Source organism: Sporofaciens musculi, assembly GCF_009830285.1.
Taxonomy (GTDB): Bacteria; Bacillota; Clostridia; order Lachnospirales; family Lachnospiraceae; genus Sporofaciens; species Sporofaciens musculi.
Map to the genome: position 1 here is coordinate 3582690 of NZ_WUQX01000001.1, position 19307 is coordinate 3601996.

Genomic DNA, 19307 nt, shown 5'->3' on the forward strand with positions numbered 1-19307 from the left:
CAGACTACGCCCTATTCTTCCCCCGACTGTTCACCGGTTTCACTTTCCGTCGTTGTGGTGCCTCCGCACCTTTTTATAACAGCATAATTCTTGTCACCCAGTCGATATCCGGAACAAATCTCTACCTGCGCCAGTGTCCCGTTGAAATTCTCAGAATCTTTAAGCCTCGCCATATCCAGAAGATCGACGATATGAAGCCCTCTCCAATCATACATGATATACTCGACTTTAGATAAATCCTCTGTCTGGAGAGTTCCTGTATAATCGTAATACTTCGCCGCGGTGGAAAGGTCAAGCATGTTGCACTCTACCCAAAGCATCCCCAGGTAGTATCCCATCTGTCCGGTACGGATGATTTCATCGTTCTTTAAAGGTGTAAACTTATCGCCGGCTGACTCAAGCATGGTACTGTACGTCTCCACAGAGGCAAGGACAACATTGGCAGACGCTTTCTGCTTACGGATACTTTTTCTCCCCTCGATGATCTTGCTGATGATATTACTCTTTGTAATCGCTTCGGTATCTGCCATTGCCGTTCCTTCGTGTACCAGACATGCCAGTCCTGACATCTGCCAGCCTTCCCTACATACCTGTGTGGACTGTGCCAGATGAGCGTCCGCCATATCATAGGGTACTGCCCCCGCCTGGACATTATAAATCTTCGTAGACTCCTGCTGCAAATTGTTTAACAGCAAGGGAATCAGGTCGTTACTTGCCTCGCCATGCTCAAAATCAGACGCTGGCTTCTTAGGAGCTTTCGCAGCCTTTGCCGCCAGCCTGAATATTTTCACGGCCCCCGCCCCTTCTGCTTCTCCCTGATGCTGATCGCTGAACGTCAGCCCTGGCTGAAAGATTGCATCAAAATAAAAATTGGGTTCGATAATCGGGCTATACTTTTCACTCACGTTATATCCGCCATATTCCATAATTTTTCTTCTCCTTTATTTCTTTGAATACTTGTTATTTCCATACTTCTTCTTAAGATAAGCTTCTTCTTCTGACCTTGTTGTCGGTTTATAGGTGTGGCTGGTCGCACGGGTGAAAACCTTCTTTGGTTCTTCTGTCTGTACTTCTGCCTCAAACTCATCCGGATACTGCTCACGGACTTTCTTCATGTAGTCATCAGCACCGGCAAACTTCCCGTCTTTAAATTCCATGTTCTGTGACAGAAACTCCTGCAGGATTGTTTTTCTTGACAGGGGAGACTTAATCTTCTGGCCATCCAGATACCTTTCTGCCGCAAATGTTCTTTCCTGGCTGGCAAGCTGCGCCTGAAGCTTCTTTGTATCCTCCGTGTACTTTGTTTCCCAGTCTTTGGCTGACTGCTTGATTCCGTCGATATCCATATCTTTGTATGACTTAATAACACCGTTGGCGTCCTCCAGTTGCTTCTTATATCCTGCGGATTCTGTTTGCAGGCGGGTGTAATTCTCCTTACCTACATAAGCACCCTCCGACAAGTCCACATATCTGACCGGATTATCCTTTCTGTCGCTGGTGTTGTTAATCTCCGTCAGTTTCGCCTCTACCTGTGAAAATAGTTCTTCTCCTAATGCTTCCCTTAACTCCATATGTGTTCTCCTTTCCCATGTTTCGCCTGCGTTTTTATAGCCGGTGTCTTCCGGAGGCTGTGCAGTTTAAACGCCATGTCGGGCGTAATCGGGGCAGTTTAAACGCCGTAACCGTTTTGGGCGGAAAATAGCATTTCGTCCCTACAATGCTTGTTGCTGTTTGACGGACAGTTCAGAGGTATCTTTATCACCTCCTCCTTGATTTTTCTATTAGAAAACACCACCCCTTTCTCAGTGGCGCTCATGCATAAGGCACAGCATTTCGCCATACCTTCCGGTTATCCTGGGGATGTCAGAACCATACCCTGACAGGACTTCTCCCCGTATTTAATTTACTTCATAATTGTATCTCCTTAAAAATGGGTATAAGAAAACCACCGGCCGAACGACTGGTGGCTTTGCGCTCATTCTATATTTAATCTTTACTGTGCCGCAATGTCAATCGTAAATGGTGCAAATTCTAATTCCCAATTATCGCTAAATCCTTCCGCATAAATCTGGAAACTTGCAGAACTATCAATTACAGGAAAAACAATTATTCCAGATGATGACGCATTAGGTAATATATCCGAAGCCAACTCTGCATAAGCCCCCTCAAATGACGATATAGACGCCATATCTTGTTCAATCTGCTGCCCATTCTGGATAATCTTCATACTGTAGGTAGACATACAGAACTTGTCAACGGAACTGTTTGTCTCTGTCATATAGATCCTTGTTTCATTTTCCGCAAATTCAATCTTATCGACTTTCAAGGAAATTCCATTTTGCTCTGAAATGGCGTTTTCTGGTGTTAGCTCTTTTATAGTCGGTGTTACAGCTTCAATATAGGACATTACCTCAATCTTATCAGCTTTAATTAATGGTGCCGTAACAATCCCGCCCATCATGTTTTCTCCCTCAAATGTACCCTCTATTCTTCCGTCTACTTTTATATAATTATTTGTACTAAAAGATTCACTCCCCGAATAATGTATAATAAAATTATTCTGGGCGTTTTGCGGATCATGCCATGCCTGAAGTGCAGTAGTGCCTTCCGACTTTTCTGGCTCCACAAATATTTGGCCCGTCAAAACTACATATTTCCCTTTGAAACTGTCTGGATTTGTAAATAATTCTGCAATCTGGCTTTCTTCAATATACTCCTTCGTTTTCTCTTTTTTCTTTTGCTTTTCCTCTGTCTCTGAGTTACCTCCACACCCTGCTAACAACCCGCAGCACAAACAAGCTGCCAGCAACATACTCAACACTCTTTTCATCCGTATCCTCCAATGTCCCCGACCTTACACTGAAACCTGCTTAGATTATACAGTCTACGCAAAAGAAAAGCAACAAAATGCCACTCATTCCGTAAAATGGGTGGCATTAGTTAATATTTAAATTTCTCGCAGTTATCGCATATAAAGCAATGCGTTGTCTCACATGCACCCACAGGCTCCAACAGACCGCTTTGCATATTGGACACGTAACACGTTCTCCTTCTCTCAACTTCTTCACCATGTCATTGAATTCATAAGGATCCATTCAATATCACCTCCATGGGTATTCTGGATAAAGCCTTCTGACTTTCTTAATTATAATACTCCAATCCTTGCGGTATCTCTCCTTCTGTTTTCATATTCTTCGGTATCTGCATCCTTGAAACATGAAAAGCCTTTTTGCAATTATTGCACCAGATATCCATATATCCATTTCTATTTTCAGGTATTACTACAGAGCATTTGTAATCTGTATTTGTACTTCCACAAAACGGACACGCCCCTACGCTTCCCTGATCCGATATACTTTTAAGGCTGTCAATCCACTTCTCTGTCATTACTTCGCCCTCTTTCTGGCAATATTATACCAGAAATCTTCAAATTTGTAAGCCTCTTTTTCCATTTCCATAAGATGGCTTTGCGCATGTTCCTTTCCACGCTTTCTTAGCTGTAATACATGACATCTCTCATGTATAATCGTCCTTATTAACGTTTCCTCATCCAGAAACGCATTAGGAAATAAATCAATCCTGCCTATATCGTTATAATCTGTGCTGCCACAAAGCGGCGTTCTCAGCAGTTCTTCACTCCTTTGGATTTTTATATTCAAATCTTGAATTTTCAACCCATATCTTGAAGCTATTCTCTCTACATACCGCTTCTGCACTGGGATCTGCAACCCTTGATACTTCCCTATATTATCCTCTTTCCGTCTAGGCTTCGGAGTTCCTCCTACTTTTCCCAGGCCATCTTGATACACTCTGGTCATCTGTTCTGGAAGTTCCATTTTTGCAGAAAATAACTTATACTGCTGCATCTGCAACTGGTATCTTGCCTTCTTAGCAATCACGCCCTTTTCATTCGCTTCACCTTCTTCAAGCAGCTTAATATCCTGCCTGGTCTTTCGCATGCTCCTTTCCATCTGTCTCTGCTTCTGTAACGCCTGATACGCTGTATACTCTTTACCAAGATACTTTTTTGGCGTATTTTCTTCTGCCATCATTTTCTCAAGTTCTTCGTCTGTATAATTTCTCGCAGATATCCCTGGTATAAAGACATTATAATCATGATAACAGTTGACCCCGTGTAATCCGGTTACAGAGCCAAGCCCGCACACACTTTGTAATTTTTCATAGGTATACACCTTACCCTGCCACACCTGATGTTCTGGTCTCGCACCGATATGATAAGACACTTCATAGGTATCTACACCAAGTTCCTTTGCCGCCTGCTCATTTATCTTGCCCTGCACCTGTCGGAATCCCGTCATAATCGCCCTTCTGGCTGCCACTTCTACACGATTACTATGGCCTGTCCCATAATGAATCGTGCGCAATCCGCTGTTGGTCATAGTATTAATCGCGCGGCCGATTGCAACATCATAGCTGACTGATCCAGATACGATATCCATCAAAGCACCATCCAAGGTATCTCTGTAAAACTGTGTGAGTGGGCTGTTATAGGTTTTCCCCGTACTAATATCACGAATCACAAAACCAAGGGAATTCGTAATATTACGGAACGATTCTTTCGTCTGTATTTTGACTGCCGCTATTAATGCCTGCAATTCCAAATTCTTATCAAATGGAATCTGACCGACGCCAAAAGCCTCATAGCATCTCTTATATTGGTAGTATTGTTCGTACACCTCGTCTGAAAAAATGTGTTCTATTTCTTTGTCCGCAGCCTCTAACGCATTTTTAATCCATTTCTTTATATTCTCCTCTGACTCTCCAAGTTGGATTAAACACTGTATCTGATGATCTGCTTTTGCTGTGGAGAATCCATTAATTTTAATTGACCGGACAATATCAGCCATAATACGCATTTCCAGGTCAGACATGGTTTTTTCAAATGGGAGTGGAATTCCCTCCAGGCTTCCCTGCGTCATTCTTCAATTACCTCTGCCGGCGTCGCAACCTTCTCCCTGGCAGTCTTTTCATCTTCTCCATACCATTTCATCCGATATTCATATGCCTGCATAATGCCCGCCGCCAAATCTTGAAGATCCTGTTCTCTTTCCGCTTTCTTATCTGTGACTAACGAATCATCCCATGACATGGCAAGATTTACGTTTCCTGGCGGTGCAAGGTTTTCTATCGTTATCCATGCGTCAATGGCATTTACCAGCACCCGAAGCGCATCCCCCAGCTTGTTCTGGATTGCCTTGACCGTGGAATAAGAGCGCTGCTTACTCATTTTGATTTCTTCCGCCGTTTTATCTACCACCTGGGGATCGGACAGCGTGCCATAAGCAAGGCCGCTATTAAATTCTACCTTCTGGATAATTTTGTTATATCCGTTAAAGAAGCTTTCATCACGAATCTCCGGCGAATACACATTAAAAAATGGTTTTCCATCAGTATCGGTCACATTGTTTCCCATATCAACGTACTGTCGTTCCTTACCTTTGGGCATGATGGCATTTCCTTGACGATCATGTTTGAAAAATTCTGAAGTTGCCTGGATTGCAGTCTCCTTGGACCTGTATTCCCACAGAGCCGCCCCATATTGCTCATCTGCATCCCTAATCTGGTCTGCCGCCCTCGCGTAGATAGATACGCCAAGCGGCGATTCTGGATCTATATTATTTGCAACTGGAATTTTGAAGTAGGAAAATAAGGTTCTGTCCGCATTTCGGAATTCTACATACGGTTCTATATTCTCCCATTCTGGTATTTCTTCCAGACTAATTTCCTGTCCAAGATTGATTACATTGTCGTTTTTTACCTGAGCCTGTCTGCTTACAAAAGCCTTATTAATAATCCTATAGTTTTCATCTACAAATTGCTGATACTCCAATCGGGTAAATAGTTTCTTTCCTACCCGCTTAAATTCTGGAAATATAACGCCTGTTATATTTTCGGCACTGTCGAAGGATACCGGATAGAAATATCCTGCTTTTGTAACATCAACAGCGATTCCTTTACCGTCCATGTAGGGCTTGAATGATATCCCACCAGTGGAACATGCATATTCTACATACCTTGAAAGGTTGCACAGAAATGGCTCCATGTACTGTGCTATCATGTCGGCTCTTGCGCTTCCTGATATCACAATCTTGGATTCCATTGTGACCAGCCTTGCCATTTCTGTACATATGGACGCCGGTATTCCCAGACTCTTTATGTCCCCCTTAACCCATGGGGCCTCATTGGTATACATTTTTCCCCATTGATAAATCGCAGTTGACATTTTCTTCGATATAGCAATATCCACACCCATCGCCTTCTGAATATTTTCATACTGCATCAATTTTCATCACCCCTCTCTGCCATAGGCAGCATATAAAAAATTTGTTTCCACATTCCAACTAGAAGGTAGCGAAGGGCATCCTCCGCATGATCTGACACTTTCAACGGTTCTTCTTTGCCTTTTTCTATGCTCTTAGGTTCATACTGGTATATCCCCATCTCCTTAATCAGATGTTTTTGCGTAGTACTGAGCAATAGCCTCTTAAACGACAAAAATTTCTGCACACGGCTGATACCAAGCTTTACATCATTTCTCGCTGAAATAATAGATATATGTGGAAGCTGCCGGCGTGCTTCTTCTATAAGTCCTGCTGCCGACGGGTCGATAAATATATAACTCACTACCCTGTTATATTCCTTCTCGATTTCATCACAAAATTGTTTCAAATCCTTTGCATAATCAGAAGGGCTCTTTTGTTTTCCTGTTTCTCGCCCAGAATGGTAATATTCTTTCAGCCCTCTTAATATCTGGTTTTCATAATCTATACCGGCTGCTTCAAAGACGGTTGCATTTTGCTGACCATAATCCACCCCGATCCCGATTTCGCCTATGGCTTCTTTGGATTTCTTACTATAATCATCCGGATTATATGTATGGTGTTCTGGCTTAAACATATAGTAGATTAAATCGTCCACACCTGTTGATTCCCCAAGCCATACCCAGCGATACATTTTTAAATCCGTTTTTTTCATTTCCTCGGCTGAGTCAATCAAGTCCTGACCAAGCCACGCGATCGGCACGTCTTCATATGTTGTATGGATGTGGATGCAGTCGCCCCTTTTCTCCATCTTCTTGCACCACTGGTTAATCTCAGCATTTGGGTTCTTCGGCGGATTGTACAGATAAATCATCTGAAAGCCGCTGCTGTTGCCACGGACGAAGGTTGCCTCGATATTGGTCAGTTCGTCTTCTCCCTCACCGTCGTCAAAGAACTCTGTTAGCTCATCCAGGATCACCAACTTAATGGGCTTGTCTTCGTCAATGATACCCTTTGTGTCGTCAATACCATCCGAACCGGAAAAGTAGATCGTCGTCCCATGCTTCTTATAGGTAATCTCCATGGGTGACTTGGTGATCTTGAAGGCGGTCTTTTTCACCTTCAAGCGATTCAGCCCTCTAAGCATCTCCTTGTACACGGTCTTCCGCAGCTTATTGTGGTGCTTTCTCAAGACAACGACAGAGCCGTATGGGTCCGCAAGAATTTGGTAGTCTGCGCGGATAGCTGCGTAGCTGGATTTGGTTCCTGCACGGCCAGAAGTCAGTATAATATGCTTAATCTTCGTGTTATTAAATATCCCCCGATACTTCGAGATGATGATCTCCGATATCCTTACCTGCTGTTTCTTCTTGCTCTGCGTCATTTACAATCTCAACTCCGTCTTCTTCTTCGTCAAAAAAATCTCTCCTGAGCCGTTCTGTATTGGCCCTCATTTGCTCAATTTCCGCCCTCTGCTTCTCCGTGGCAAGGTTCATGTGGTCTGCGATCCAGTCCATGGCTTTGAGTTTGTCCGGCAGCTTGACCTTTACTCCGTCTTTTCCTTTCGATATCTCGGAAATAAGGATGCCATCCACTTCCCTATCATTTTTTATGTTTACATTCGATACCTTTATGGTATGCTCATTGCCCTGCTTATCTGTTACGGAAATTTCTTCATTGCCAAATTCGACATAGTCCTTGATGTCTGCTCTCGCTATATCCAGATACCACTGGAATATATCCGACTCATCCAGCATCTCACGGTTTAGACGGTTTTGTTTCAGACGGAGGATTTCTTCCTTCACCTTAGTATTTCTTAATAAGCCATAACCATTAACCATTGCTGTTTCATAGCTACACTCATACGCTTTTTTGTATGCCTTTGTAGCATTAAAGCACCGGATATAGTACAGACAGAAAAGCTTCTGCTTATCAGTCAATTCCGTATTTTCTACAACCTGCTCAACGGCTGGATCTACCTTGTCATCATTCCTCTGCCGGCCGCCCCGTTTTCGTTTAGTAACGTTACCGTTCGGTTGATTAGTAACGTTACTATTCCATTTATCTAAATTCTTCCACTTCCGTACCTGGGATTCTGATACACCAAGGGCAGAAGCGATGTCTTTTAATTTCGTTTTCCCGTTCGAGTCAAGCCACATCTTATATGCCTCGTCCCGCTTCGGGCTTCTAGCTCTCGGCATATCATCACCTCTGTTATCCATCAAAAGAGGCAGCTCGCCATCACTGACTGCTGCCTCTTTCTTTGCTTTCTGATGATATCACAATATCACAGATTGGACTGACATTCTATGACATCTTTTATTTCTTTCGGAATCTGCAAATGCGCCAACGCTTTTCCATGGAAACGGTGCACCTGACGTTCAGAATACTTTATTTTTTCTGCAACCTCCCACCAGTCAAGTCCCTTTACATATCGGTAAAATAGCACGTCACTCTCATTTTGATTTTTTAATTTCTTAATCCTACCGGATATATCCATATAAAGCTTAATCCGATTATAACGTTCATTTACTAAATCTCGTTCCATCCTATCTAACTCTGCAGCATAATCCGACAAATCTGACTGTCCCGCCCCTGATGGTAAACCATTATAAGTAATCGCCCTTCCAAGTCGCATCCCCCGAATCTCTACCAATTCAGATTCAATCCTTGAAATCATACGTACAGAATCCCGATATCTCCACAGATATTCTTTCTTCTTCTCATTATCTTCCCTAAATGTCAGAGCTTTCCCTTCTGTTTTACTCAATATCACCACTCTACTTTCTGTTTTCCTATGCCGCAGCACCATACTTCCAGAAAGCCTGTGTGATCTGCGCCGGATCGGTGGCAGCATAGTGCTTATTTAATGTTTTTGTGTTCCCATTTTTATGCCCCAGATAAAAGGCCACTAACTCTCTCGGACAGCCTTTCTTTGTCATATTCGTCGCTGTTGTCTTTCTCAGAAGATGCGGATATACCCGACGTGTAAGTATCGAACGCCTCGCAATCGAACGAAGGGCGTTTTCGATTCCCGTTTTATGTATCCTTCCATGCCCCTTCCTAAGCGATACGAATAATGCTTCATATTCGTCTGTACGGCTGTCTATATACTTTTTTAGATGGTATTTTGCCATATCGTCCAGGCAGGCTGTACGGTATGCCTTTGTTTTCTCTCCATATACCAATACTTCGCCTGTCTGCCAATTTACATTCTCCCTGTTGGTTGCCACACACTCGCCTACACGGACGGCCGTACTCCGCAGGAACTCCAATAATGCCCTGTCTCTCAGACATTCCCTGTATTCCCCCATATCTACCAGATTACCGCTGCTCTTAACCTTGCAGGCATCCCTCAGCGCTTCCATTTCCCAATCCTTCAGGTAGTCTATCGGCTTTTCAACCTCAGACCATTTTTCTACGTTTTCCACCGGATTTTCGGTTACCAAGTGACTCTTACGCATCCAGGTGAAAAAAGAGGACAGGTTGCGGCGTTCATTGTTCACCGTGGCCTCTGCGTTCCCTTTCTTGGAGTAAGCGTGAAGATACAGCTCTACATCCATGTCCGTCACATTCATCAGCGACTTTCCGGTAAATTCTATAAACCGCTTAATTGTAAGCAAATAGTATCTGGATGTCTGTCTGCTGAGTTTCGGCAGCTTCTTTGCCTCATATAGCTTTAAGACATACTCATTTGTTGTCTCATAGGTTGCCGGTAATGTTTCCAGCTCTACGACATCCACTGGATATAATGCCTTAATAAGCACCTGGTTAAGTATGTCCATCGTCTCACTGTTCAGATATGGGTGCATCTGCGTTAATATCGTATCCCGCAGAATCTCTTTCTTTGTCTGTGCCATAATTTTACCCTCCTGTATATTCCCAAGAGAATAAATATGTGGTATAATTCTCTTGGATAGGCAGGTAACGGAATTCTCGCCAAAGAATTCACTCCGTTACCTGTTTTTATTGTTACAAAATGTTTTCACCTGCCTGCTGCCATTTTCAGCTTAATATTTTAGCCAGATTCATGGCTCATCCCAGATATATAGCCTCCACAGCCTTTCCTTGCACATTTTCCGTCACAGTCTGCGCAATATGTATTTGTACACGGCTTTTCAGCTACCGCATCTATGCTTTGCAGGATTTCCCTGATTACTTCATCCATGCTGCCTGCTGCCATCTGTATCACCTCCATTATCTTCACCATTTGCAGCCTGGTTTCTTTGACATGCTGCAAAGTGGGTTATATATCCTACGCCCTCAGCGTTGTTACTCCATACCTTGTCCGCAGATATGATGTCTCCATTCAGCGTTATAATCGTTTCAGAACCGTTTCCATCCTCTGGGATTTTATAGCATACCCGCCATGGTTCACACGGAATCGGCTTCCCTGATTTTCTCTTGAACCAACGTATTTCCTTCCCACAATATTTACACCTACACACCTTATATGATATCGACATCTTTCCGTCCTATCCATCTAACAAAAAATCTTTCAAAGCATCTTCCAACATTTTCCTATCTTTAAAGGCGATTGCTGACATAACTTCCTCATCTGCCTGCGTGATAGCGTCTATGATCTGCTCTACCGTATATCTTTCCTCCATTGTCTTTTCTTCTGTATTCACACCAACTAAAATATCTTTTAACTCATCAGGAAGAAGCATGTCTATATCTGCCCTTGAACTTAATATGTCGCACTCATGAATGAAGAATTCCATATCATTTCTTGGTTCCGGCATGATCACTTCTCCAGATTTATTTTTATTCCATTCACCGCTATGGGCTTCACACATACAAGCTATCATTTCTTTATATTCATCCGGAATGTCATGGTCAACATGTGTATTCCTCACCCATTCTGCTGCTAATATTGGATGCTCTTGAACCGTATATTGTTCTCCGTTCCATCCACACTTGACAGCATCATGGAATACTGATACGCACCTCATGCAATCCCTGATTTCTGGTGTATTGTATTTTTCTCTATTTGGCTTTAATCTGAGCCGATGATTCAAAATACTTGCGAACATATATGAATGATATATCTGTCCGTATCTTTCGCACTGAGTCGCATTATGGTACTTACCGCTGGTGCTGCTTGGTATCGTAAATATGTAATCCGGTATTTCAGCAACCATATCTCTAAAATATTCAGCAATCGTTTCTGTTTCAAAATCTTTTAAAAGCGGTTCAAACACTAATTGTTTTTCTTCCTTACGCTCTATATTCATCAGCATCCCTGGTTTGTCAAAGATATTACCAATAACCTCAACTTCATCAAACATTTCCTTATCGTACTGCTGAACGCTATTGTATATTTCATCTACCGCAAAACCTATGTAATCTCCTTCATACCAAACAACTTTTCCAACTGATCCAATGCCTAAATACTGAACAATATCCCCCTCAAAAATCTTCTGGTCGTTCTTATCCGTTATTCCGGTATATTCACAAATAGTTTTTGGAATGACCTCAACAATATCAAAGTCATGTACTGCCCCATTCCTCACGTCAAATAAATACCCAATATACGCCTTTTCCTCATCCCGTTCATTTGTGATATAGTTTCCTTCAACCCATTCTCCGTTATCAATCCGTTTTGCTCTGAATAATATTTCTTTATTCATCTTTTCCTCCATTAAAAATATTTTCCACATTTACGACATAACCAGTCATGATGATATTCATCCCATAACGTATGTGTACTTCCACAGTATGGACATGGCTCTCCATCAAATCTTCCGAATAAAATACTTATTAACCTTTTCACACCTAAACCTCCATTTAGCTCGCTATCAATTCAGGATTGTCAAAAATATTACCGATAACCTCAAAATTTCCCAATGGTCGCAAATTAAATCTACGCCATTTATTCTTCAAGCAAAATCCACCGTCTGAAAATTCTACCGAAAACGTATCAAATCCGGCGTAATTATGACCGTTTCCATCATCTACGCCATACTGACTTGTTTTTACAATATCCCCCTCAAAAATCTTCCTGCCGTTATTATCTGTTAATCCTGTGTACTGGCAGATGGTACTTTCATCAACCAAAAATTCTCCTTCCAATTCTGGAGAATTAATATAAGCTTTATCCGCTAAATATCCTTCAACCCACTTTCCATCAAGATGCTTGTTTTCAGGTAACTTATGGATATGCTTTGCCCTAAATAATATTTCTCTACCCATCAATGCCCCTCCGTTTAGTCATCATCAGTATTGCTATCATATTCTTCCTTTGATATTGTCCTTACACATTCTAGGGGAACCTTACAAAATTCGGCCATTCCTTCTCTTTGACTCTTAATGTATTCCTCCATAAGCTCTTTTTTATTAAACACACTTTCTTTTGCATAGTTGATTTTACAGCCATTAATCCCCGTACTTGCATAGCCTACTGACTCCAATCCACCATATACTTCTGAATCCTTTACTTCAAAATAGACTTCCAATTTTATATTATATTCCATTTCTAAATCTCTTTCCCACTTTCCTACCGCCCAATCTTCTTGACCATATACTACTCCCATTGCTGAGTATCCGGAATTATAACCAAATCCGCTAATGGTTGTATATGGTAGAAACTCGGCTCCTGCTTTGTTTCCAACAGCCATTCATTGAAGGCTTTATCAATTTTTTCCTGCAATTTGTCGGCATATTTATAACCTTTCCGAACTTCAAACTCCGGCCATCCTTCAGCGATATCCCCGACTTCTTCATAAGCATCTTCACTTACCTGATCCAGTAAAGTATCTACTTACAACTGCGGGACATAATCTTCACAAAGCCCTATAACAATCTTCTCTCCAGGCTTTTTACCACAACTTATAGCATCTTTTATACATTCATCTACAGAAGAAAATTTCCCGTGATACCAAATATCGTCAGTCTCGTTTTCTGTCCATGAATATTTTTCATTCATCTTTTCTACCTCCACTAAATCCCGATTTATTGCATTAAGCTAAGTACCCATTCAAAATCTTCTACCATTTGTCCCATATAGTTATGTGGATAGTTCGTGCTTGTCTTTAACTCTTGTATACGTTTTTCTATTTTTTCTCGTACATTCTCATACATCCCCAACCGATTAAAGCTATGATTGATCGCACACTCCTTACAATCCATGGTTCCTTCCTCTTTAGCTTTACAATACTCACAACATAGATCACAGTCATCTGCACCGCCCAATCTATCTATGCTGCATAATTCTTTTGGTACATAATCGCCACAGTATTCTATTGTCAATCTCTCCATCTTTCCCTCCATTTAATTAATCAATTCCAACTCCATCTGCTTCACCGGCTCATAATTCATCCAGATTATTTCTTTCTTTTTGCTACAAACCTGTGAATAACATGTAGTATATTCCTTGTGCCACCCCCGCAACCGGTCATTGTACAGCTTATTGTCATAACAGCTTATAATTACAGGACCTTTATGGTAACAGTTCAGCCTTGCGATTGACCTAACGGGTATTACACCGGCTAAAATATAGCCGGTGTGCCCATAAATAACATTTTTATATTTTCTATAATCCCCATTTTCCTTTTCTTAAGGGTTTCTATGACTGTCATAATGGAACAGTACATTTCACTGCCGCTTTCCTTGCGAAAACCTCCAGCCATTTTCTGGCGATTTTTTGCTTTCCGTAAATCTCGTTCCGAAATATTGTCATCAAAGGGCACGGAAAAATCATGCAAGAATAAAAGATGGTTATGACTGTATTTATCCATACGGTTAAGTAATGTCTTTTCCTCTTTTTTTCGCATATTTATGTCTGGTCGTTTTATTTTCTGCCTCTCCTTTTCGTATCAGGGAAAAATATTTTTCTTCATATTCCCTTAGGATTGCAGGCGGAAATGATGGGAACCCCTGCCCTAGTAATTCTTTCCGTTCCCGATTCATTTCACACAGGAGCGCACTCATCTCCCCGGACCATGCATTCCCTGTTTCCTCCGTATTTTTTCGGAGATAACGGATGATGTGGACATTGCATTCTGCGTGATCCGTGCCAAAGTGGTACAATGCGGTTTCATGGTCATGGAGAAGAATCCCTGTATAGTGTTTCAAAAATACAGTCCCTTCAGTGCTTCTATGGATTTGCCGCCCATGGCATGGTATACCACGCTGTTTTTTATGCTGAAATTCCGGATATAATTCTGTTTCCCATTTACTGTTACCACTGTGGCATCGGTTGCAACAACTTTTTGGTTCAACAGTTCGTTTTCCAAATTTGAAATGCTTGTTTGAGAAACCGACGCCAGTTTTTTGCAAAATCCATAGACGCTCCCTTCTGATAATTCGAGTTCTCCGTTACCGGCTGCATTTAAAAAAGAAGCAATCCTGTCGTTTGACATAACCCCTTCACTATACAGGGATACAGCCAGCGCTTTTACATTTGCTCCATAGGTAACATCACTGCGGTATTCTTTTGGAATGTGTAAAACCCCTTCTTTATCTGCATAGATACGGATTTCTGTAATCATCGGTTCCACAGCTAGATCAACCACATATTTTGTTGACGTATTTCTGTCCGGCTGCATTACCAATCATTTTTACTTCATGTCTGCATTTGCCGGAAGCAATTTTTACTTCTATCTCTGCTTTTGTAAGCGTTGTTCCTTTATGCCCTTTTTGTCCGCCTGCTTTACGTTTTGTTTTCTTTCTTCCGTTATAGGTATTTGCAGGTTTTCCGCCTTTTTGATCGGTAGATGGTGGAAGGGAAGTATTGGAGCTGTCATGATTGATAATACTTTTCAGACGTGCATTATCGTCTTTAAGCAGTCGGTTTTCTTGACGTAAGAGCTGGTTCTCTTCTTTTAAATCTGCGATTTCCGCTTTCAATTCCCCAACTTCCTGTTTGTGTTCTTTTTCAACCGTATCCAGACGCCCCATGATTTCCATGAGCTGCTGGTACATTCCATTTTCATAGTTGCTTTTTCTTCCCATGGGGCATCTCCTTCCGTTCATTTCTGATAACCATAGTTTATCAGAAATGAATAGAAAAGAAAAATCCTCTTTAGAATAGGTTCGTCAAAATGACGGTGGATTATTTTTGTGTATTCCAGAGGTTCTGTGGAATACCGGTCACAAAAACTATGAAAATGGGATTCTGAACAGACATGTTGTTCAAAAGTTATCCACATACTAATCACAAAGCAATTAAATTCGTGAAATTACGTGTTTCCATGTGGATAATCAGAAGAAAAAACTTTTTCAATTTCTCTCTTTTGCCAGTCGCAAGGCTGAACTGTTACCCTTTATGCGCTAAAAGCACATCTAGCAGATCATTCTGCCCTTTATCATCCAGTTCGCACCGATACTGTTTTCCATGCCTGGTACCCAGGACATAAGGCGGGTCATTGTATATCAGTACTTTGGGGTGGTTGAAACGCTCTATTACGTCCACTGCAGGTAGGCACTCTATCTGCACACCTCTCAGCCTCTCTGCTGCCTGCATAATCTTTGAAGGCAGATTGCACCAGTCCTGGGACGCATAGGAACGTTCCCGCCCTTGGACATCATTCTTCCAACCAACCTTTTCTCCGTTTGTCCTAAACCCGTGCCCCATATTAAGCCTTATGTAAAAATTTACGGCCTTTTCAAAGCTATCTACCGGTACCGTAGCAAATGCCTTATCATAAACCTGCCGTGCATAGGGTGTGTAGTAAATCTCACGTGCCAGTCGTTCGGGATCTTTTTTTATCCACTCGAACAGATTCACTGCGTTGCCATCCAAGTCATTTACTGTTTCGATATTACTTCGAGGCTTATTAAATAGGACAGCACCGCTTCCAAAGAACGGATCCAGATAACTATGGTGCGTAGGAAAGAATTCTATAATCCATTTCGCAATGCTCCATTTGCTTCCTGGATACTTAAATATTGCCTTCATATCCTTCCTCCAAGTGCCCGATTTACTGTATCAAACAGAACACAAACATCCTACGCAGTCCTTGCTTTTCCCCTTAGATTCAAGTGCAATACATTCATCGGAATCTGTCTGCATACGCTTAGTCCATTTTTTTTACTACATATCCGTTTCTACTCAAATGTAAAATACATCTCTTAACACTGCCGCTTTCTCTAAATGCTTTTAATTCCCTGAGCCACTTTGCAAGTTGCTTATGTTGCATACCACAATCATTACAGTCTATTTTATCTTCGCAATGCTTTATTGCTTCGTCCAATGTCATCATACTATTTTTATTAGTGACAACATCTATTTCTGACTCCCGAAAGTAATACCTTGAATCTTCACGCTTTACGGGTTCGCAGGTATAACCTTTTATTTTATCTATTTCTTCTTCCACAATTTTGTATAATTTCCCAGTTCGTTTACTTTTTACAACATCACCAATTTTCATACATCCTCCTAACTTCCAGTTCGTCAACCCACTCCCTGTACTGCATACAGTAATAATAGAGTTCCAGAAAGCGGTGTTTACTGATCTCGTATTTCTTTTTGTTTATTGGCCTTACATCCGGCACTCCAATCCCTCCCCTAATCCTTTGCTTATACTCTTAACTCTCTTACTTAATATCATTATTTTCCTACTTCCTAAGTCCGTAAATATAATAATTTCTCATTCAAATGTTTTAAAAACTTTTTCATTTAAAACATTTTATATTAATGGTATAATATTGCCATCTTAACTGAAAAGGGGGTTAATTATGGGCATAATTACATTTACTTGTCCAAAATGCGGCACAACAAGACATATCACGCCAAATACCGGATTTGCTTGTACCGGATGTAAAACGAAATATTCCATCGGTCCAAATGGTGAAATCCGCAATGCACGTGCACCTAAAAAATAATATCTCCTAGCCACATGTTAATTCCCACACAATTTTCATGTGGCTCTCACACACCGTTTCATATCTATTAGTCATTTATCTACCGCTTTACGTTAATCCTCCGTTAATTTCAACGCCTACTGCCATCTGCGACATCTTCAATCAAATCCTATCCTCCCACTCTACTCCGATCTAATTTATTGTATCCACGCCTCTTGTGGCATATTTGCCAGAATCCTGTCTAATTCTTCAACTCCCTTACCCCATTGATATTTGAATCCCACTGATTCCTCCTCCGCTTTTTCAAACACATCCTCTATCCGTTTCACCATCTGTAGGTATCCTGTGTTTTGGTCTCGCAATATATCCATTGCTGCTTTCAGACAGTCGTACCTATACCGCAAAGCTATAAATGATTGGTATATGCGAAAACACTGTCTTGCTGCCGCAATTATTTCATCTTTTGTCAGCCTTTTTAGCACCTTTTTACTTTCATCCTCCGCAAACGCCTCTGTGCATGACAATCCAAAATAATCTCCCTCATATGCATCATATCCAAGAAGTCTTCCAAAATCTTCACCGGCTCCGATTGCCACAAAGAATTTATCAAAACAATCTGGTATCCATTCTTCATTTAAATCTCGCTGCATCTGGTCACACTCCGCGCATAGATCAGCAAACATCATTTTAAATTCATAGGCTTCATCTTCATTTCCATCCAAAGCGTTGAACAGAGTATCTTCGTCTGTATCACAATACCAGTGCACATCCCCACATTCTCCTTGGATATTCCACAGTTCCTCCTGGATACTATCCAGGTTCAGATTCCTAACTATAGGCTTTTTGTACCTTAGATTAAGCGCCTTCTGTCTTTTTGTTTCTTCTGCATCTACCATTATTATCACCTTATCTAACATCCAGAACTCTTTTCATGCTCTTTATCAATAAGAACCCGTAGTTGATTCAGCTCTTTGTCTATGCCAGCAAATTCCTCATCATATTGTGGTTTCCAGTTTATTCCAGATGTGATAAGTGTTAATTTTCGGTCTACCAGATACAAATATCTCAATACATCTTTTTCAATCATATTCTTTTCTCTACCTCCGCTAACTTTCTGTTTAGCTTATAACCCCAACCACAAAAAAATATATCATTCACACCTATCACTTAATACGTCGCCGGTAATAACAACGCCCACATACACCATGCTGATTTCGTAACATACACTCCGACCGCAACCGCTATCCCTGTTGCGATCCATGCTGCTGCCCTTGCCTTCTTATCATCCATGCAATTACCCCCTTTCTTGCGCCAGCGCAATTTCTTCATCAATCTCAAAACCCTATAAAATCAAACAAATTCATCTGGTCTTCTTTATCAAATACAAGCATTTCTTCTTTTGCCCTCTGATAAAAATTTCGGTCAATCTCAAAACCATATGCACTCCTGCCAAGTTCAAATGCCGCCCTTAACGTTGCACCGCTTCCAGCACATGGATCTATCACTACATCCCCCTCATCCGTAAATATTTCAATCAGCTTTTTTAACACCATAATGGGTTTTTGCGCAGGGTGAATCTTCGGTATTTCTTTCCCATCACGCTCCCAGGAAAACCAGTTAAAAATCATACGTCCTGTACCGCGGATGTTCTTACCGCTTTCATCAATCTGCAAGCCATTTCTGAATTTAGGTAATTTATCGCGGTATAGAAGTAATGCATATTCTGTCGCCCCCCACAATACGCATATTGGCTTTCAGCACTTGCGGACTGTAATTCTTACAGAATATCAATGGTATATAATGAATAAATCCATGTTTCACCGCCGCATCAATCAACGTATGAATCTGTTCAAATGCACAAAATACAATCATGCATGGGGAATTACTGCTTCTTCCCCTTGACACTGGTTTCATATCATCTTTCTTCAACATTTTTGAACAGAAGTGGAAATACTCATACAGGTTGAAATTATAATCCGAATGAAACGCCGCCTTCCCTGCAAGTTTGCTTTCTCCCTTTTTGCTGTCTCCGCCGTTATACCACATTGGATTGCTGCCATAGAAATTATTGCCTACGTTATAGGGGACATCCGCTATGATAAGCTGTGCCGGTGGAATTCCATATCTCTTGTAATTCTGCATAGAATCTCTATACAATTCACATTTAATTTTTTTCTTTCTCTGGTCCATTTCTTTTCATTCCTTGCAATCTGTATTTAA

General features: G+C 41.4%; 31 protein-coding genes. 1 reads left to right on the forward strand and 30 read right to left on the reverse strand.

Features of this window, described 5'->3' with window-relative positions; all coding sequences use genetic code 11:
* Positions 1 to 11 precede the first annotated feature (11 nt).
* The 25 genes from GN277_RS18195 to GN277_RS18300 all read right to left on the reverse strand — a co-directional run bounded on the left by GN277_RS18195 (position 12) and on the right by GN277_RS18300 (position 16778).
* Positions 12 to 926: a hypothetical protein gene (locus GN277_RS18195; RefSeq protein WP_159752395.1), complete on the reverse strand. Its 915-nt coding sequence runs from the start codon at positions 924 to 926 to the stop codon at positions 12 to 14.
* Positions 927 to 941: 15 nt separating this feature from the next.
* Complete coding sequence (locus GN277_RS18200; RefSeq protein WP_159752397.1) at positions 942 to 1571, reverse strand: phage scaffolding protein; 630 nt, start codon at positions 1569 to 1571, stop codon at positions 942 to 944.
* A 98-nt stretch (positions 1572 to 1669) separates the two neighbouring features.
* A complete protein-coding gene (locus GN277_RS18205; RefSeq protein ID WP_159752399.1) occupies positions 1670 to 1840 on the reverse strand; it encodes a hypothetical protein in 171 nt (56 codons plus the stop codon).
* Positions 1841 to 1993: 153 nt separating this feature from the next.
* A complete protein-coding gene (locus tag GN277_RS18210) occupies positions 1994 to 2830 on the reverse strand; it encodes a hypothetical protein (protein ID WP_159752401.1) in 837 nt (278 codons plus the stop codon).
* A gap of 311 nt (positions 2831 to 3141) precedes the next feature.
* On the reverse strand, positions 3142 to 3387 hold the full coding sequence (locus tag GN277_RS18215) for a hypothetical protein (protein WP_159752403.1): 246 nt from the start codon (positions 3385 to 3387) through the stop codon (positions 3142 to 3144).
* Positions 3387 to 4940, reverse strand: a complete 1554-nt coding sequence (locus tag GN277_RS18220) for a phage minor capsid protein (RefSeq protein WP_159752405.1) — start codon at positions 4938 to 4940, stop codon at positions 3387 to 3389. The genes GN277_RS18215 and GN277_RS18220 overlap by 1 nt, the downstream gene beginning before the upstream one ends.
* Positions 4937 to 6301: a phage portal protein gene (locus tag GN277_RS18225; protein ID WP_159752407.1), complete on the reverse strand. Its 1365-nt coding sequence runs from the start codon at positions 6299 to 6301 to the stop codon at positions 4937 to 4939. The genes GN277_RS18220 and GN277_RS18225 overlap by 4 nt, the downstream gene beginning before the upstream one ends.
* Positions 6301 to 7665, reverse strand: coding sequence for a PBSX family phage terminase large subunit (locus GN277_RS18230; RefSeq protein ID WP_159752409.1), 1365 nt, complete (start codon positions 7663 to 7665; stop codon positions 6301 to 6303). The genes GN277_RS18225 and GN277_RS18230 overlap by 1 nt, the downstream gene beginning before the upstream one ends.
* A complete protein-coding gene (locus GN277_RS18235; protein WP_159752411.1) occupies positions 7592 to 8503 on the reverse strand; it encodes a terminase small subunit in 912 nt (303 codons plus the stop codon). Before GN277_RS18235 ends, GN277_RS18230 begins: the two co-directional genes overlap by 74 nt.
* Positions 8504 to 8568: 65 nt before the next feature.
* On the reverse strand, positions 8569 to 9051 hold the full coding sequence (locus tag GN277_RS18240) for a hypothetical protein (protein WP_159752413.1): 483 nt from the start codon (positions 9049 to 9051) through the stop codon (positions 8569 to 8571).
* Between the two features lie 25 nt (positions 9052 to 9076).
* A complete protein-coding gene (locus tag GN277_RS18245; RefSeq protein WP_159752415.1) occupies positions 9077 to 10141 on the reverse strand; it encodes a tyrosine-type recombinase/integrase in 1065 nt (354 codons plus the stop codon).
* A 158-nt stretch (positions 10142 to 10299) separates the two neighbouring features.
* Positions 10300 to 10464, reverse strand: coding sequence for a hypothetical protein (locus GN277_RS18250; RefSeq protein ID WP_159752417.1), 165 nt, complete (start codon positions 10462 to 10464; stop codon positions 10300 to 10302).
* Positions 10442 to 10747 (reverse strand): hypothetical protein, encoded by a 306-nt coding sequence (locus GN277_RS18255; protein WP_159752419.1) that lies wholly within the window; start codon positions 10745 to 10747, stop codon positions 10442 to 10444. Before GN277_RS18255 ends, GN277_RS18250 begins: the two co-directional genes overlap by 23 nt.
* A 9-nt stretch (positions 10748 to 10756) precedes the next feature.
* Positions 10757 to 11914, reverse strand: a complete 1158-nt coding sequence (locus GN277_RS18260) for a YopX family protein (protein ID WP_159752421.1) — start codon at positions 11912 to 11914, stop codon at positions 10757 to 10759.
* 157 nt (positions 11915 to 12071) lie between these two features.
* Positions 12072 to 12476: a YopX family protein gene (locus tag GN277_RS18265; protein ID WP_159752423.1), complete on the reverse strand. Its 405-nt coding sequence runs from the start codon at positions 12474 to 12476 to the stop codon at positions 12072 to 12074.
* A gap of 14 nt (positions 12477 to 12490) precedes the next feature.
* Positions 12491 to 12901 carry a hypothetical protein gene (locus GN277_RS18270; protein ID WP_159752425.1) on the reverse strand — a complete coding sequence of 137 codons (411 nt, stop codon included), beginning with the start codon at positions 12899 to 12901 and terminating at the stop codon, positions 12491 to 12493.
* 143 nt (positions 12902 to 13044) lie between these two features.
* Positions 13045 to 13209, reverse strand: coding sequence for a hypothetical protein (locus GN277_RS18275; protein WP_159752427.1), 165 nt, complete (start codon positions 13207 to 13209; stop codon positions 13045 to 13047).
* Between the two features lie 26 nt (positions 13210 to 13235).
* Entirely contained in the window at positions 13236 to 13541 is a 306-nt protein-coding gene (locus GN277_RS18280; RefSeq protein ID WP_159752429.1) for a hypothetical protein, read from the reverse strand.
* A 230-nt stretch (positions 13542 to 13771) separates the two neighbouring features.
* Positions 13772 to 14056 (reverse strand): IS66 family transposase, encoded by a 285-nt coding sequence (locus GN277_RS30375; RefSeq protein ID WP_244324778.1) that lies wholly within the window; start codon positions 14054 to 14056, stop codon positions 13772 to 13774.
* Positions 14025 to 14357, reverse strand: a complete 333-nt coding sequence (locus GN277_RS30380) for a hypothetical protein (protein WP_244324779.1) — start codon at positions 14355 to 14357, stop codon at positions 14025 to 14027. Before GN277_RS30380 ends, GN277_RS30375 begins: the two co-directional genes overlap by 32 nt.
* Positions 14354 to 14830 (reverse strand): hypothetical protein, encoded by a 477-nt coding sequence (locus GN277_RS30385; RefSeq protein ID WP_244324780.1) that lies wholly within the window; start codon positions 14828 to 14830, stop codon positions 14354 to 14356. The genes GN277_RS30380 and GN277_RS30385 overlap by 4 nt, the downstream gene beginning before the upstream one ends.
* Positions 14790 to 15236, reverse strand: a complete 447-nt coding sequence (locus GN277_RS30390; RefSeq protein WP_244324781.1) for a DUF6444 domain-containing protein — start codon at positions 15234 to 15236, stop codon at positions 14790 to 14792. The genes GN277_RS30385 and GN277_RS30390 overlap by 41 nt, the downstream gene beginning before the upstream one ends.
* Positions 15237 to 15540: 304 nt before the next feature.
* Positions 15541 to 16182: a DNA adenine methylase gene (locus GN277_RS18290; protein ID WP_159752431.1), complete on the reverse strand. Its 642-nt coding sequence runs from the start codon at positions 16180 to 16182 to the stop codon at positions 15541 to 15543.
* A 118-nt stretch (positions 16183 to 16300) separates the two neighbouring features.
* Positions 16301 to 16654 carry a hypothetical protein gene (locus GN277_RS18295; protein WP_159752433.1) on the reverse strand — a complete coding sequence of 118 codons (354 nt, stop codon included), beginning with the start codon at positions 16652 to 16654 and terminating at the stop codon, positions 16301 to 16303.
* On the reverse strand, positions 16641 to 16778 hold the full coding sequence (locus GN277_RS18300; protein ID WP_159752435.1) for a hypothetical protein: 138 nt from the start codon (positions 16776 to 16778) through the stop codon (positions 16641 to 16643). Before GN277_RS18300 ends, GN277_RS18295 begins: the two co-directional genes overlap by 14 nt.
* A gap of 183 nt (positions 16779 to 16961) precedes the next feature.
* Here GN277_RS18300 and GN277_RS18305 point away from each other — a divergent pair, with 183 nt between their 5' ends.
* A complete protein-coding gene (locus GN277_RS18305) occupies positions 16962 to 17108 on the forward strand; it encodes a hypothetical protein (protein ID WP_159752437.1) in 147 nt (48 codons plus the stop codon).
* Positions 17109 to 17284: 176 nt separating this feature from the next.
* Here the strand turns inward: GN277_RS18305 and GN277_RS18310 are convergent, their stop codons facing one another.
* The 5 genes from GN277_RS18310 to GN277_RS30400 form a co-directional block, all read right to left on the reverse strand.
* A complete protein-coding gene (locus tag GN277_RS18310; RefSeq protein WP_159752439.1) occupies positions 17285 to 17983 on the reverse strand; it encodes a hypothetical protein in 699 nt (232 codons plus the stop codon).
* A gap of 14 nt (positions 17984 to 17997) precedes the next feature.
* Positions 17998 to 18174 (reverse strand): hypothetical protein, encoded by a 177-nt coding sequence (locus GN277_RS18315; protein WP_159752441.1) that lies wholly within the window; start codon positions 18172 to 18174, stop codon positions 17998 to 18000.
* Positions 18175 to 18254: 80 nt separating this feature from the next.
* Positions 18255 to 18377, reverse strand: coding sequence for a hypothetical protein (locus GN277_RS30980; RefSeq protein ID WP_280178617.1), 123 nt, complete (start codon positions 18375 to 18377; stop codon positions 18255 to 18257).
* 44 nt (positions 18378 to 18421) lie between these two features.
* A complete protein-coding gene (locus GN277_RS30395) occupies positions 18422 to 18760 on the reverse strand; it encodes a site-specific DNA-methyltransferase (protein ID WP_244324782.1) in 339 nt (112 codons plus the stop codon).
* A gap of 22 nt (positions 18761 to 18782) precedes the next feature.
* On the reverse strand, positions 18783 to 19229 hold the full coding sequence (locus tag GN277_RS30400) for a hypothetical protein (RefSeq protein ID WP_244324783.1): 447 nt from the start codon (positions 19227 to 19229) through the stop codon (positions 18783 to 18785).
* Between the last annotated feature and the right edge of the window lie 78 nt (positions 19230 to 19307).

Bases quoted from the DNA above. Each gene is read 5' to 3' on its own strand.
- GN277_RS18195 (WP_159752395.1), bottom strand. From the start codon at position 926: ATGGAATATGGCGGATATAACGTGAGTGAAAAGTATAGCCCGATTATC.
- GN277_RS18200 (WP_159752397.1), bottom strand. From the start codon at position 1,571: ATGGAGTTAAGGGAAGCATTAGGAGAAGAACTATTTTCACAGGTAGAG.
- GN277_RS18205 (WP_159752399.1), bottom strand. From the start codon at position 1,840: ATGGCGAAATGCTGTGCCTTATGCATGAGCGCCACTGAGAAAGGGGTG.
- GN277_RS18210 (WP_159752401.1), bottom strand. From the start codon at position 2,830: ATGAAAAGAGTGTTGAGTATGTTGCTGGCAGCTTGTTTGTGCTGCGGG.
- GN277_RS18215 (WP_159752403.1), bottom strand. From the start codon at position 3,387: ATGACAGAGAAGTGGATTGACAGCCTTAAAAGTATATCGGATCAGGGA.
- GN277_RS18220 (WP_159752405.1), bottom strand. From the start codon at position 4,940: ATGACGCAGGGAAGCCTGGAGGGAATTCCACTCCCATTTGAAAAAACC.
- GN277_RS18225 (WP_159752407.1), bottom strand. From the start codon at position 6,301: ATGCAGTATGAAAATATTCAGAAGGCGATGGGTGTGGATATTGCTATA.
- GN277_RS18230 (WP_159752409.1), bottom strand. From the start codon at position 7,665: ATGACGCAGAGCAAGAAGAAACAGCAGGTAAGGATATCGGAGATCATC.
- GN277_RS18235 (WP_159752411.1), bottom strand. From the start codon at position 8,503: ATGGATAACAGAGGTGATGATATGCCGAGAGCTAGAAGCCCGAAGCGG.
- GN277_RS18245 (WP_159752415.1), bottom strand. From the start codon at position 10,141: ATGGCACAGACAAAGAAAGAGATTCTGCGGGATACGATATTAACGCAG.
- GN277_RS18250 (WP_159752417.1), bottom strand. From the start codon at position 10,464: ATGGCAGCAGGCAGCATGGATGAAGTAATCAGGGAAATCCTGCAAAGC.
- GN277_RS18255 (WP_159752419.1), bottom strand. From the start codon at position 10,747: ATGTCGATATCATATAAGGTGTGTAGGTGTAAATATTGTGGGAAGGAA.
- GN277_RS18260 (WP_159752421.1), bottom strand. From the start codon at position 11,914: ATGAATAAAGAAATATTATTCAGAGCAAAACGGATTGATAACGGAGAA.
- GN277_RS18265 (WP_159752423.1), bottom strand. From the start codon at position 12,476: ATGGGTAGAGAAATATTATTTAGGGCAAAGCATATCCATAAGTTACCT.
- GN277_RS18270 (WP_159752425.1), bottom strand. From the start codon at position 12,901: ATGGCTGTTGGAAACAAAGCAGGAGCCGAGTTTCTACCATATACAACC.
- GN277_RS18275 (WP_159752427.1), bottom strand. From the start codon at position 13,209: ATGAATGAAAAATATTCATGGACAGAAAACGAGACTGACGATATTTGG.
- GN277_RS18280 (WP_159752429.1), bottom strand. From the start codon at position 13,541: ATGGAGAGATTGACAATAGAATACTGTGGCGATTATGTACCAAAAGAA.
- GN277_RS30375 (WP_244324778.1), bottom strand. From the start codon at position 14,056: ATGCGAAAAAAAGAGGAAAAGACATTACTTAACCGTATGGATAAATAC.
- GN277_RS30385 (WP_244324780.1), bottom strand. From the start codon at position 14,830: ATGCAGCCGGACAGAAATACGTCAACAAAATATGTGGTTGATCTAGCT.
- GN277_RS30390 (WP_244324781.1), bottom strand. From the start codon at position 15,236: ATGGGAAGAAAAAGCAACTATGAAAATGGAATGTACCAGCAGCTCATG.
- GN277_RS18290 (WP_159752431.1), bottom strand. From the start codon at position 16,182: ATGAAGGCAATATTTAAGTATCCAGGAAGCAAATGGAGCATTGCGAAA.
- GN277_RS18295 (WP_159752433.1), bottom strand. From the start codon at position 16,654: ATGAAAATTGGTGATGTTGTAAAAAGTAAACGAACTGGGAAATTATAC.
- GN277_RS18305 (WP_159752437.1), top strand. From the start codon at position 16,962: ATGGGCATAATTACATTTACTTGTCCAAAATGCGGCACAACAAGACAT.
- GN277_RS18310 (WP_159752439.1), bottom strand. From the start codon at position 17,983: ATGGTAGATGCAGAAGAAACAAAAAGACAGAAGGCGCTTAATCTAAGG.
- GN277_RS18315 (WP_159752441.1), bottom strand. From the start codon at position 18,174: ATGATTGAAAAAGATGTATTGAGATATTTGTATCTGGTAGACCGAAAA.
- GN277_RS30980 (WP_280178617.1), bottom strand. From the start codon at position 18,377: ATGGATGATAAGAAGGCAAGGGCAGCAGCATGGATCGCAACAGGGATA.
- GN277_RS30400 (WP_244324783.1), bottom strand. From the start codon at position 19,229: ATGCAGAATTACAAGAGATATGGAATTCCACCGGCACAGCTTATCATA.